This window comes from Rhodoferax sp. TH121 (assembly GCF_002251855.1).
Taxonomy (GTDB): domain Bacteria; phylum Pseudomonadota; class Gammaproteobacteria; order Burkholderiales; family Burkholderiaceae_C; genus Allorhodoferax.
In genome coordinates this window covers 156,423-169,476 of record NZ_NOXW01000020.1, presented here as the reverse complement: position 1 = coordinate 169,476, position 13,054 = coordinate 156,423, and the positions used below count along the sequence as shown (strand labels likewise).

Below are 13,054 nucleotides of genomic sequence, written 5' to 3'. Positions count from 1 at the left end.
CCAATTAATACCAATGCTGCAGCGCCTCGGCGTGCAAGGCATGGCGCTGATTGTCCTGCGGCACCCACGACTCCGCACTGCACGCCGCACGGGTTAAAAAGTCCAGCATCCACAGGTGGCGGCGCAGCACGCGCTCCTGCCGGTGGCCAATCAGCGGGTTGAAGATGCCGTGGCGGCTGAAGAGCTGGCGCGGGTTTTTCTTGATCCACAGCCAAGAGCCCATCTCCAGCGTGAGCGGCAAAAACACCGCTTCAGATTGCGCGCGCGACTGCAGGTAGAGGTGGTCCCACAGGTCGCCATGGGCCAGGTACTGCAGGCTTTGCGGCTCGAACACATAAGGGTGGGTGTTGTAGGTCTGGCGAAAAATCGCCTGCAGAGCATACATCTCGGCCAGGTGGTGCAAGGCCTGGCGTGTGTGGGCAAAGGGAAACCACAGCCGGTCCTGCACCCCAAAGCCCGAATGGCAGTCCACCGACATGCTGAAGGCGCGCGGCAGCAGCTCCTGCGCCACCACCTCACACACGGCCTGGTTTTCCTCCTCCATGGGCGCGCCCGCCACCCCACGGTACCAAGGAAGGCGCGCACTCAGGCGCTGACCGCCCACCAGGGCAGGCACTGGCTCCAGCGCATCGACGGGCGCATTGCGCATCAGGTCCACACCGCGCGGGTTGGCACGCGTGCCCAAGGCCATGCCACCGGGATTGACCAGCGGCATGAATACCAGGCGCAGCGATTCGAGCTGGCGGTGCAGCGTGTGGTCCCAGGTCAGGCGCGTGACGATGCTTTGCAGATAGGCCATCACCACCTCTGCACCGATACGCTCCAGGCCGTGTACGCCACCAAAGAAACCAATGGCGGGCACCTGGGGGGCCGGGTTGCCCAGGGCAATGGCGTACACCGGCAAGGTCGTTCCACGGCAATCCACTTCACGCACCACGCGCACCTCCACACGGCTGCCGGCCAGCTGCAGGATCCGCTCCAGTTCGGTCAGGGCATCGAGAGTGCGCAGAGACACGGCAAAGCTCCAAAGAAAGCGCAAGCATAGGCACGCATGGATTCCTGTGCAGCGTCTTTCTGAGGGCTGAGGCTAGGCCACCACAGTGCCATCAAAGCGTCATATTCGCCACCTAGAGTGGCTGCATCTGCAACCCGCCGGGAGCCTTCCATGATCCTCAAACTGCTTGGACTGCAACGTTTGCTCGACGAACTGTTCGAAGACAACTGGCTGGAGCCAGTGGCGCTGATCGAAGTCTGATGCGCCACCGCCCTGCCCCCCGCCGCAGTCCCTTGCTGCCTTGGCTGGCCGTGACGCTGGCCCTGGTGCAAGGCATGGGAGAGCTGCTGGCCCTGCAACGCACGCGACGAAGCCGCCTCCGCCGCTGACCCTACACTGCGCGCATGAAATTCTTCAAGCGCCTGGCTGCGGTCGTTCTCTTGGTGTTGGTGGCAGGTGCCGCCGGTTTGGCGTGGCTGCTAGGCCATCCGCCCGGCCTGGAGGGCTTGACCGCCCTGCGCTGGCAGGCCCCCACATCCGCACAGACGCCACTGCGCGTGAGTTTTTTAGGTGTGGCCACGGTGCTGCTGGACGACGGCGAAACCGCGCTGCTGACCGATGGCTTTTTCTCCCGCCCCGACAAACTCACCACCTTTGTGCGCCAGGTGGAACCCGATGTGGCAGGGATTGCGGCGGGCCTGGAGCGCGCGGGTATTCCCGCACGCACCGGCAAGCTGGCCGCCGTGATTCCCCTGCACTCCCACTACGACCACGCCATGGACGCACCTGAAGTAGCGCGCCGTACCGGTGCCCTGCTGCTGGGCTCCAGCTCCACCGCCATGGTGGGCCGCGGCTGGGGCCTGCCCGAGGCGCAGATTCGTACCGCCGAGCTGCGCAAGCCCTACACCTTCGGCCGCTTCACCGTCACGCTGTACCCGGCGGTGCACACGCCCACGGGCTTTACCGGCGGCGAGATCACCGCGCCACTGAAGCCACCCGTGCGCGCCACCGAGTACAAAGAAGGCCAGAGCTATGTGGCCCACATCACCCACGACGGGCGCAGCCTGCTGATCACCGGCACGGCCGGTTTTGTGCCGGGCGCGCTGAAGGGCGTGAAGGCCGATGTCATCTTGCTCGGCATTGGCGCTATGGGCCCGCGCAGCGCCGAACACAAAGCTGCCTACTGGCGGGAGACCGTAACCACCGTGGGTGCGCGGCGTGTGATACCCATCCACTGGGACGACTTCTGGATTCCGTCCACCCTGCCCATGCAACCCATGCCCAAACCATTGGACGACTTCGAGGCCTCCATGCAGTTCCTGCAGCAGCGGGCCGCCCAGGACGGCGTGGACATCCGCCTGCCGCTGGAGTGGCAGCCCATGGATGTGTTCGCTGGCCTGCCGCCGGCCGTCAAATAAGCGAATTCAGCGCGGCGGTGCGCAAACCAGCCGCACTGGCCTGCGCCAGAAATTCCTGGCCCATGGCTTCAAAGCCGGCCACCGGGCTCATGCAGTCGGTCAGCAGCACCGTCTCCTGCAAGCGGGCCCGTGGCAGCTCTGCCATCAAGTCTCCCACCGAAGCCGCCACACAGTGACTCAAGGCCTCACCCGCTATTAAAAGCGTAGCGCCTTGCGCAGAAAGGGAGCGCATCAGCGGCTTGTTGAGCAAGGTTTTTTCATCATCCGTCCGAGGCACCTCGGCCTTGAAAGCGCTGTACTGCTCGGTCATGGGATTCTGGCCCTTGAGCACCTTGTGACAGGTCCGCCCCGTACTCTGCTCCCAGTGCGCAATGGCGTCGCTCAGCCCGCTGTGGATGTTGTGCCCCCAAGTCCCCAGCACGCAGTGCACCGGCCAGACGATGAGCTGGCGCTGGCCCGTGGCCTCCAGCGCCTGCAGGTAGGCCAGCACCTCGGCGGTTTTGTCCGCATGGCGCGGGCGAAAGCTGCCGGCCTGCACATCGGCCGCGCGAATCAGCGTGAACGGTGCCACTGCACTGCCATCGGCCTGCAACCAAAAGCTGGTGCGCTCCACACCCACACTGGCATGGGAATCCAGCGTGACGGTAAGACTCTGCACCTGCGCGGCATGCGTGGTCAGCCAGGCGGCCAGCCGGTCCATGTCGGCATTCGCACCGGGCACCGGCAGGGCTGCGCCCGCGATGTCCAGAAAATCGTTTTGCGGGTCAATCACAAGCAGGTCGTAAGGCGTCATGGTCGGTTCACTCGGAAGAATCAGATTGCAGGGCCCACTGCACGTGTTCCTGCACCAAGGGATCAGGGTGGCTTGCGCGGCGTTGCAAGGACTGGACCATGGTGGCGCGCTGCGCCGCGCTCAGGCCGTTGCCGTGCAGGGCATTGCCCAAGGCCACCGCCACATTGCGCAGCCAGCGCGCATGGCCGATGCGGCGGATCGGGCTGCCTTCGGTGTGCTTCAGGAAGGTGTCTTCGGTCCAGTCCAGCAGTGTGGCCAGTTGCTCACCGGCCAGGCCCTCGCGGGCATCGAAGTCAGGCAGGCTGCTGCGCTGGGCAAACTTGTTCCAGGGACATACCAGCTGGCAGTCGTCGCAGCCGTAGATGCGGTTGCCCAATAGCGGGCGCATCTCCAGCGGAATGGGCCCTGCATGCTCAATGGTCAGATAGGAGATGCAGCGCCGTGCATCCAACCGGTGCGGCGCGATGATGGCCTGTGTGGGGCAGGCGCTGATGCAGGCGCTGCAGCTGCCGCAGTGCGCCTCCAGCGGTGCGCTGGCAGGCAAGGCCACGTCCACATAAATCTCACCGAGGAAGAACATGGAGCCGGCTTCACGGTTCAGCAGCAGCGTGTGTTTGCCGCGCCAGCCCTGGCCGCTGCGCGAGGCCAGCTCGGCTTCCAGCACCGGAGCCGAGTCGGTGAACACGCGGTAACCCAGCGGCCCCATGTGTTCGGACAGCCGGTCCGCCAGCTTTTGCAGGCGATTGCGCAGCACCTTGTGGTAGTCCCGCCCCCGCGCGTAGAGCGACACAATGCCCTCGCCAGGGCGCTGCAGGCGTGCCAGCTCCGTGTCTTGCCAACCGGCTTCGGTGGCCTGCGGAAGGTAGTCCATGCGTGCTGTGATCACGCTCACAGTGCCCGGCACCAGCTCGGCCGGGCGGGCGCGTTTGAGGCCGTGCTGGGCCATGTAGCCCATCTCACCGTGGAAACCGTGCGACAACCAGGCCAATAAACCGGCCTCGGCGGAGGACAAATCCACACCGGCCACGCCAATTTGGGAGAATCCAAGTTCCCGGGCCCAGGCCCGCACCTGTTCCACCAGCTGGTCGCCACTGAATTGAGCCTTGTCTTGCACGCTGTTGATCGTCACCCTCCCATTGTAGAAAGCGCCACCCTGGTCTGGCCCGACGAAGCCGCCACCCAAGCCTTTGCCCGACACTGGGCTGCACAGCCCGCGCTGGCCAATACATTTGTGGCCCTGCATGGTGACCTGGGCGCCGGCAAAACCACGCTGGTGCGCCATCTGTTGCAGGCCCTGGGCGTGACGGGCCGCATCAAAAGCCCCACCTACGCCGTGGTGGAGCCCTACGAATTGGACACGCTCAACATCTGGCACTTTGACTTCTACCGCTTCAACGATCCGCGCGAGTGGGAGGAAGCCGGCTTTCGCGACATCTTTGCCAGCCCCGGCCTGAAGCTGGCGGAATGGCCCGAGAAGGCTGCGGGCGTGCTGCCGGTAGCTGACGTAGACCTGCACATCCGCACGCAGGACGACAGCAGTCGCAGCGTCACGCTGCAGGCCCACACGGCAGCGGGCCAGGCTTTGTTGCAAGGCCTGCCGGGGGTTTCCGCATGAAGCGCCGCGCCCTGCTACAGGCTGGCAGCGTGGTGCTCACGCTTGGTACTGCGCACCTGGCACGTGGCGCCACCATCATGACCGTGCGTGTGTGGCCCGCACCCGAATATTCCCGCGTCACCATTGAATCCGACGCGGCCCTGAGCGCCAAACAAACCTTTGTACCCAGCCCGCCCCGCCTGGCGGTGGACATTGAGGGCATCACGCTCAACCCTGCGCTCAAGGAGCTGGTGGCCAAGGTCAAGGCCGACGACCCCAACATTGCCGGTATCCGCGTGGGCCAGTTCACGCCTACGGTGGTGCGTCTGGTGGTAGACCTCAAGCACCCTATACGCCCGCAGGTGTTCTCGCTGGCCCCGGTGGCCGCCTACCAGCACCGGCTGGTGTTTGACCTGTACCCGGTGGACGAGGTGGACCCGCTGGAGGGCCTGATTGCCGACCGTCTGAAGGATGCGCCCCCCAAACCCCCAGCCGACCCGCTGGACGCGCTGATTGCCCAGCACACTCAACGCCCGGCCTCTGGCCCTGCCATGGCGGCCAGCCAGAATGCTCCTAAAACAGGAGCTGCTCGCGCAGAATCCACGGGGGCTAGTGGCCAAATTGGCACTAAAAATGCGAACACAGCTGCGTCTGGCACTGCAACGGAGCGTCTGATCATCATCGCACTGGACCCCGGCCATGGCGGCGAGGATCCTGGCGCCATTGGTCCGGGTGGCACCAAGGAAAAAGATGTGGTGCTCAAACTCGCCCACCTGCTGCGCGAGCGCATCAACAACGCCACGGTGAACGGCAGCGCCATGCGCGCCTACCTGACGCGCGATGCAGACTTCTTTGTGCCACTGGGCACACGGGTGCAGAAGGCCCGCCGTGTCCAAGCGGATCTGTTTGTGAGCCTGCATGCCGACGCCTTCTTCACGCCGGACCCGCAGGGTGCCAGCGTGTTTGCGCTCAGCCAGGGCGGCGCTTCCAGCAGCGCGGCACGCTGGATGGCGGCGAAGGAAAACAAAGCCGACCTGATTGGCGGCCTGAACGTGAAGGCCAAGGATGCGACCGTGCAGCGTGCGCTCTTGGACATGAGCACCACTGCCCAAATCAACGACAGCCTCAAACTCGGCAGCAACTTGCTCGGCGAGATCAAACGCGTGGGCAAGCTGCACAAGCCAAAGGTCGAGCAGGCCTCGTTTGCCGTGCTCAAGGCACCGGATATTCCCAGTGTGCTGGTGGAAGCCGCCTTCATCAGCAACCCCAGCGAGGAGGTCAAGCTCAACAGCGAGGTCTACCAAAACCAGCTGGCTGACGCGCTGATGCGCGGCATCCTGGCCTACTTCGCCAAGAACCCGCCGCTGGCGAGAAATAGAACGACTAGTTAAGAAGGCCCCCACGCTCCGCCGCTGCGCGGGTCGCTGCCCCCAAGGGGGCGCGTTTCGCCTTGGGACGGCCCGGCGGCGAAACCCTGCCCTCTATGCTGCCGTGCTGGCGCTGCGGGCTTTCCAGGCGCCAAACAACACAAACAGGCCTGGTATCAGAATCATCGCCCAGATAATTTTGTCCAGATTGGCCTTGACCCAGGGGAAGCTGCCCAAGAAGTAGCCAGCGGTGCAAATGCCCAGCACCCACAGCAGCGCCCCCGCCACATTGAACAGCGTGAACTTGGCACGGTTCATCTGCGCCACGCCAGCCACAAAGGGCACAAAGGTGCGCAGAAAAGGCATGAAACGCGCTGCGATGATGGTGAAGCCGCCATACGTTTCGTAGAAGTTATGGGCCTTGTCAAAGGCGGCCTTGTTGAAAAAGCGCGACTGCTCCCACTGGAATACCTTGGGCCCAAAATAACGGCCTATGGAATAGTTGCACTGATCACCCAGAATGGCAGCCACCAGCAACACGCCCACCGCGATGGGGAAACTCATAAGCCCCACCCCACACATGGCACCAACCACGAATAGCAGAGAGTCGCCGGGCAGAAAAGGCATGACCACCACGCCAGTCTCCACAAACACAATGAGAAACAGCAGGGCATAGACCCAGGTTCCGTAGTTCTGCACAAAGACCTCCAGGTAGCGGTCTACGTGCAGGATGAAGTCGAAAAGCTGGCTAATGAGTTCCATGGGGGCAGATTATCGCCATGGCTGATTTGCCCCCAATCCGGTGCGGGATGCACTAGCGAAGTGCATGGTAGCAGGTACGTGAAAAGGCAGGCAAATCACCCCTTAATTCCACTATTCGCGCCTAGGAGTAACCCTAGACTGGATTCTTCACCAACGCAATAGAAGGGAGTTGTCATGGTTACAGCAGCAAGGGTTTTGAGTTCGGAGGGGCCTACCGAACACCTGCCATTTCGCGTCGAGATTGCCTCACCCGCCCAAATGGAGGGAGTGATCCAACTGCGTGCTGCGTCCTATGGCAAACACCTTCCCGACCTGGGATGCAAGTTGCGGGAAGCTGAAACCGCCGACACCGAAACTGGCTGCGAAGTGTTCATTGCCACCTCCAAATTCGATGGAACCGTGTTGGGCACTCTGCGTACCCATGCCAATGTGGTCCACGCCATTCCTCTGCAGCACTCGCTCAAACTGCCAACACGATTCCGTGGCAGCCGCATGGTCGAGACAACCCGCTTGTGCATCAAGGGCAACCCCAATTCATCCCTGGTACGCAGCGCCCTGTTCAAGGCCTTGCACACCTACTGCCTGGAGCACAACGTGGACTGGATGTTGGCCACGGGGCGTCGACCGGTCGATCGTATTTACGACAGTCTGTACTTCTCCGATGTGGGAGACCCCGGTGTTTTCTACCCGATGACCTTCACGGGTGGCGTGCCACACCGGGTCATGTACCTGGCCCCCCAGGCTGTACAACCGCTGTGGCATGCCGCACGGCATAACCTGCATGATTTCTTCTTTGCCACACGGCACCCGGATATCGACCTGAGTCGCGCCAAGCCACTGCCCCAAACTTGGTACTGCCCAGAACCAAACGCCGATCAGCACACCCAAGAGGATGCACTGCCGATGCACACACCCGCCACACTGCAGCAGGCGCCCCGCGTCGCCATGGCCTGCTAAGCCACAGACACGCCCCTAGTGCAGCAGGCCATGTTGGCTGTCGGGAAACAGAGACAGGGTGGCGTCCGCCTGCGTCTGCAGCAAGCGCACAAACGCCAGAATGTCCGGATCTTCAATGAAGTCCGCACCACTGCGGGCTGACAAGATGCGCTCGGGCTCTACCGGCTTGCTGATGCCATAGCCCTGGGCATAGTCAATGCCCGCATCCACCAACGCGCGGATGGTGAGCAGGTCCTCGGCAAACTCGCCCACGGACTTCATGCCCAGGCTGCTCACCAAGCCGCCAATTGCCATGATGATGGCCATGCCCGACTGGCTTCGCGCGGCATCCCGCACCAGGGAGCCATCCAACTTGAGGGCATCCACCGAGAGACCTTTGAGGTAACCAAACGAAGAGTACCCGGCGCCGAAATCATCCAGCCCCACCTTGGCCCCCATGGAGCGCACACGGTCGATAAATCGCTGCATATTGCGCATATCAGTGATGGCCACGGTTTCGGTGATCTCGATGCAAATTTTGGACAAGGCCTGCGGATGCTGCTCAAACAGGGCAAACAACTCGGCAGTAAAAAACTCGTCATTGAGCGAGCCCCCGGAGAGGTTGACGCCCACAAAATGGGTGCGCTCCAGGCTCTGGGCATTGCGTTCCAGCCAATCAATGGCCGTGGTCACGACCCAGCGGTCGATGATCGCTGTCTTGCCGTGCGCCTCGGCAGCTTCAATGATGGTACCGGCCGGCACCACCGTGCCATCAGGTTTGCGCAAACGCACCAGAATTTCAAAATTCAGCGAATCAAACGGCCGGCTCAGCGACAACTCCGGCTGCATCACCAAAAACAGGCCTTGAGGCGTCTCTCCACGCTCCAAACAATTGATCAGGTCCAGCTCGTCCTGGTGTTGCTGGAAGAAGTGGTCCCCCGACTCCATCACCACCAGGCGCTGGGTGCTGCGCTTCTTGGCCATGCGGCACAGGGTGTCGGCGGCCGACACCACATCCTTGAGCGGCGATTGCCCAAATTGGGCCATGCCCACCAGCCCACCGGAAACGTCCAGCGAAAAACTCTGGTTGTCGATCTGGAATGGCGTGGAACCGATCAGCATGGCGATGCTGTTACAGCTGGCTTCGCTGTCCTCCATGCTGGCACGGGAGAACACGATCACGAACTCGTCGCCGCCAATCCGCGCCAATTTGTCCTGCCGCTGCAACACACTGCCCATGCGTTCAGCCACCTGCTTGAGTACGTTGTCACCAGCCGTGTGGCCGTACAGATCGTTGATCAGCTTGAAGCGATCCAAATCGAAGTAAGCCAAGGCGCTGGGCTGGTAGTCGGGCTTCTCGGCCTCCAACGCAAGGCCGCGCAGGTTCAGGCAGCCGGTCAGGGGATCATGGCTGGCCATGTACTCCAGGCGCTGGGTGGCCTGCACGCGATCCGTGATGTCTTGCAAAGAGCACTCGATGATGCTGCCGTCCACCGTCGACGCTTTGATGGCGAACCAGCTCTGCACCCCTGCGCGCGGCAGCAAGGTCTGCGTCTGCAGGTCCAACGAGGTGCTGTGCCGTGCGCCGTGCAGCGCCAGCACCTGCGCCACCACCGCGGCATCAAACAAATCGGACAGGCCCATGGGCTCCGCCTGGGCGGTGCGACGCAGCATGGCATGGAAGGCAGGGTTGGCCTTGATGATGCTCTGGCCCGAACCGATGGTGAACAGGCCCACCGGTGAGTCCTGGTAGGCGTCTTCCAGCAACTTTTGGGCGCGTTGGTTTTGCAGGCGGTGGTAACGCATGTGCTCGGCCACCGCCGCCGAGGCCAGCAAGGCCGAGGCAATTGCAGCCGTCACGCTGTTGAGCCCCGCCATCAGGGAACGCTGTCCCGTGGCCGCAGCCACCACCTCGTTCATGCTGGCCACCAGCGTGACTGCAATGGACGCGGCATACCAGCCCGCCACACGCGAATGGGTATGGCGCAATATCTTGGTGAGATAGAGCAGCATGAGCGCCACGACCGAGAACGTGGCCCCCCACAAGATCGGCAAGGTCTGCTCGTACGTCAAAAAGGGGCAGGCGACGATGATGGCCACTGCGCTCACCTGGTGCACTGTCAACGGCCAGCCCGCCTTGACCTCTTCAAGTTCACTCTTGAACAGCGCGCTGAACAGCCCAATCGTCATGGCGTAATACATGCACAAAGTCCACTGCCGGCTCAGAATCATCCAGGCGGGTGCGACCGGATAGCCCAGCAATTCGAGATCGGTCCCGGCGGACAAAGCAGCCATGCGCATATTCAGCAGCAGCCAACCAGTGAACGTCCAGTAAAGCGCGCTGCGGTTCACCATGGCGGTCAGCAGCATGAAGATGGCTAGCACGCCGATCCCGGCTTCCAACATCACCCCGGCTTTTTGATGCGCCAGCTGGGCTTGCGCCAGAGTGCGGGGCTGCCACAGCTCTGCAGCAATTTTTGCGGGCCCGCGGTACGCGGCGCGGCACAGCAAGTCAGTGCCTTCCGCTGCGGGCAACAGGGGCAATGAGAAGCCTGCCCGGCTACGTCGCAGGGCACCGGAGCTACCCTGGCGATTGGCCTCGCCCAACAACTGTCCGGTCTGGGCACTCCAGCACGCCAAGTTGGCCGCATGGCGTGACGGGAAGTCAATCTCCTGGGACTGCTGGGCAGCCGCCTCAGGCACCCGCAACAGAAACCAGAAGGGCCGCACCGACAGCCGGGTCTCGGCAGAGTCCTGTGCGGGCAAGGCCGCCAGGCGCTGTGCCAAGGGCGACAGGGCCGCCAGGTCGACCGGCTCCGACTCTTCCCATACGTGCAATGGCAAGGTCACACCCCGCGCCGGATCCGCGTGGCCCAGTTGCCAGATCAATGTGAACCCGGCCAGCACCACCAGCACGGCCGGAAACACCCAGGTGGTCAATCGGTCCAACAACCATCCAACGACTTTTACAGCCATACCTTTTGTTTCTTGGAAGCTATCTGCTTTCGGGCTCAGGCCCGCAAGGGTTGATCAATGTGCGGCACTCCGCGCGCCTCTCCTACTATGCCATGAGAAGTAGCGCAAACTGGTGACGTTACAAATGGGAATGGCCAACAGTCCACACGCCCGCGCACCATCGCCCCGCCCCCTAAAATGTCCCGGTGAACGCACCACTAATGCCCGCCCCCCGCCGCCCTATCCGCGAACTTCCCGACGAACTCATCAGCCAGATTGCGGCCGGGGAGGTGGTGGAACGCCCCGCCAGTGTGGTGCGTGAACTGGTTGACAACGCGCTGGACGCTGGCGCCACCCAGATCACATTGCGGCTGCTGGCCGGTGGTGTGCGCCTTATCAGCGTGGAGGACGACGGCCAGGGCATCCTGCGTGACGAACTGCCGATCGCCTTCAAGCGCCACGCCACCAGCAAGATCGGCAACCTGCACGACCTGGAGAGCGTGGCCACCATGGGCTTTCGCGGGGAGGCACTGGCCGCTATCAATTCCATAGCTGATTGCGCTATTCTGTCGCGCGCCAGCGGCATCAATGATGCCTATTTGCTCGATGGCCGCACTGGCGAGCTGCGCCCGGTTGCGCGCGGCCAGGGCACCACGGTGGAAGTCAAAGAGCTGTTCTACAGCACCCCGGCGCGTCGCAAATTCCTCAAGACCGACGCCACTGAGCTGGCCCACTGCATCGAGTCCGTACGCCGCCACGCGCTGGCGCGCCCGGACGTGGGCTTTGCCATCTGGCACGAAGGCAAACTGGTGGAACAGTGGCGCCGGTGCCTCGATATGCCGCTGAATGAGGCTCCGATGGACGCCGCTCTGGCCGCCTTGGACCAACGTTTGAGCGATGTGCTCGGCCCCGAATTTTTGGCCCAAAGTGTGCGCGTGGATTGGCACAGCAAGCCAACCAACGAATACGAGCAGCCCGCCCTGCGCGTCTGGGGCCGCGCCGGGGTGCCCGATGCCGCCCGCTCCCGTGCCGACCAGCAGTTCTGCTATGTGAACGGCCGTTTTGTGCGCGACAAGGTCCTCACCCACGCCGCCCGCAGCGCCTATGAAGACGTGCTGCACGGAAACCGCCAGCCGGTCTACGCGCTCTATGTGGCCATGGACCCGACGCGCGTGGACGTGAACGTGCACCCCACCAAGATCGAAGTGCGCTTCCGCGACAGCCGCGAAGTGCACCAGGCCGTGCGCCATGCGGTGGAAGACACCCTGGCCACGCCGCGCGCCGCCACGGCTGCCGGCGCAGTCTCGGGCCAGGCCCAGGCGCCCAGCCTGTTTGGGACTAGCAGCGACGCCAGCGCACTGCCCACACCCGGCGTCTATGTGCCCAACAAGCCAGTAGCGCCCATGTATAGTGCGCAATCAGCTATCAAATTTGAAGCAGAAGAAGGCCTGATCGGCCACCGCGTCAACGACATCAGCCTGCTCTGGCAACGCTATGCCAACCCCTCCGCAACCCTAGAAGGTTGGGCGGCAGAGCGTTCTGCGCAGGTCAAGGAGGAGCCCGCAAAGCGGGCGGGGGACACGGAGCAGAACGCTCTGCCGCCCAACCGCCTACCCAACGAAGAGGAAGCTTGGCCCTTAGGAAGAGCGATTGCCCAACTCCAAGGCGTCTACATCCTCTCCGAAAACGCCCAAGGCCTAGTGATTGTGGACATGCACGCTGCCCACGAACGCATCGTGTACGAGCGCCTGAAACAGCAAATCAGCCTCACCGCCCCCGATGGCAGCGTACACCCGCTGGCCAGCCAGCCCCTGCTCATCCCGGCCACCTTTGCCGCCACCCCCGATGAAGTGGCCACCACAGAGGCACACGTCGCCACGCTCCATACCCTGGGTTTGGAAATCAGTCCCTTCTCGCCCAAAACCCTGGCTGTGCGCGCCGTCCCCACCACGCTGGCAAAGGGTGACGCCGTGGAGCTCGCCCGCAGCGTGCTGGCCGAACTGGCCCAGCACGATGCCAGCACCGTCATCCAGCGCGCACAAAACGAAATTCTGGGCACCATGGCCTGCCACGGCGCTGTGCGCGCCAACCGCAAACTCACCCTCGAAGAAATGAACGCGCTCTTGCGTGACATGGAAGCCACCGAGCGCAGCGACCAGTGCAACCACGGCCGCCCCACCTGGCGCCAGCTCACACTCAAGGAGCTGGACAGCCTGTTTTTGCGCGGCCGATAGC

The 13,054-nt window shown here is 63.2% G+C and carries 11 protein-coding genes; 6 read left to right on the top strand and 5 right to left on the bottom strand.

Annotation, left to right across the window (positions count from 1 at the left end; all coding sequences use genetic code 11):
• Positions 1-4 precede the first annotated feature (4 nt).
• The gene (locus CHU94_RS06840) at positions 5-1,015 is read right to left on the bottom strand and encodes a M14 family zinc carboxypeptidase (RefSeq protein WP_094478115.1); all 1,011 of its coding nucleotides are present in this window, start codon (positions 1,013-1,015) and stop codon (positions 5-7) included.
• Between the two features lie 239 nt (positions 1,016-1,254).
• Between CHU94_RS06840 and CHU94_RS19455 the strand changes: the two genes are divergently transcribed.
• On the top strand, positions 1,255-1,383 hold the full coding sequence (locus CHU94_RS19455; RefSeq protein ID WP_255033873.1) for a hypothetical protein: 129 nt from the start codon (positions 1,255-1,257) through the stop codon (positions 1,381-1,383).
• 15 nt (positions 1,384-1,398) lie between these two features.
• Positions 1,399-2,412 carry an MBL fold metallo-hydrolase gene (locus tag CHU94_RS06835; RefSeq protein WP_094478113.1) on the top strand — a complete coding sequence of 338 codons (1,014 nt, stop codon included), beginning with the start codon at positions 1,399-1,401 and terminating at the stop codon, positions 2,410-2,412.
• On the opposite strand, the gene CHU94_RS06830 is transcribed toward CHU94_RS06835, so the two are convergent.
• Together CHU94_RS06830 and queG are read right to left on the bottom strand one after the other, a co-directional pair.
• Positions 2,405-3,205 (bottom strand): hypothetical protein, encoded by an 801-nt coding sequence (locus tag CHU94_RS06830; protein ID WP_094478111.1) that lies wholly within the window; start codon positions 3,203-3,205, stop codon positions 2,405-2,407. The two genes, CHU94_RS06835 and CHU94_RS06830, sit on opposite strands and share 8 nt — an antisense overlap.
• A gap of 7 nt (positions 3,206-3,212) precedes the next feature.
• Positions 3,213-4,286, bottom strand: a complete 1,074-nt coding sequence (queG, locus tag CHU94_RS06825) for a tRNA epoxyqueuosine(34) reductase QueG (RefSeq protein WP_094479272.1) — start codon at positions 4,284-4,286, stop codon at positions 3,213-3,215.
• Positions 4,287-4,340: 54 nt separating this feature from the next.
• Between queG and tsaE the strand changes: the two genes are divergently transcribed.
• Positions 4,341-4,820, top strand: a complete 480-nt coding sequence (gene tsaE / locus CHU94_RS06820) for a tRNA (adenosine(37)-N6)-threonylcarbamoyltransferase complex ATPase subunit type 1 TsaE (protein ID WP_255033899.1) — start codon at positions 4,341-4,343, stop codon at positions 4,818-4,820.
• Positions 4,817-6,190 (top strand): N-acetylmuramoyl-L-alanine amidase, encoded by a 1,374-nt coding sequence (locus tag CHU94_RS06815; RefSeq protein WP_094478107.1) that lies wholly within the window; start codon positions 4,817-4,819, stop codon positions 6,188-6,190. The genes tsaE and CHU94_RS06815 overlap by 4 nt, the downstream gene beginning before the upstream one ends.
• A 90-nt stretch (positions 6,191-6,280) precedes the next feature.
• On the opposite strand, the gene CHU94_RS06810 is transcribed toward CHU94_RS06815, so the two are convergent.
• Positions 6,281-6,928, bottom strand: a complete 648-nt coding sequence (locus CHU94_RS06810; RefSeq protein ID WP_094478105.1) for a VTT domain-containing protein — start codon at positions 6,926-6,928, stop codon at positions 6,281-6,283.
• Positions 6,929-7,102: 174 nt separating this feature from the next.
• Between CHU94_RS06810 and CHU94_RS06805 the strand changes: the two genes are divergently transcribed.
• Positions 7,103-7,885 (top strand): hypothetical protein, encoded by a 783-nt coding sequence (locus CHU94_RS06805; protein ID WP_141211407.1) that lies wholly within the window; start codon positions 7,103-7,105, stop codon positions 7,883-7,885.
• A 15-nt stretch (positions 7,886-7,900) separates the two neighbouring features.
• Here the strand turns inward: CHU94_RS06805 and CHU94_RS06800 are convergent, their stop codons facing one another.
• Positions 7,901-10,840 (bottom strand): bifunctional diguanylate cyclase/phosphodiesterase, encoded by a 2,940-nt coding sequence (locus tag CHU94_RS06800; RefSeq protein WP_094478101.1) that lies wholly within the window; start codon positions 10,838-10,840, stop codon positions 7,901-7,903.
• Positions 10,841-11,040: 200 nt separating this feature from the next.
• On the opposite strand from CHU94_RS06800, the gene mutL reads away from it, so the two are divergent.
• Positions 11,041-13,053 (top strand): DNA mismatch repair endonuclease MutL, encoded by a 2,013-nt coding sequence (gene mutL, locus CHU94_RS06795; protein ID WP_094478099.1) that lies wholly within the window; start codon positions 11,041-11,043, stop codon positions 13,051-13,053.
• Position 13,054 lies beyond the last annotated feature (1 nt).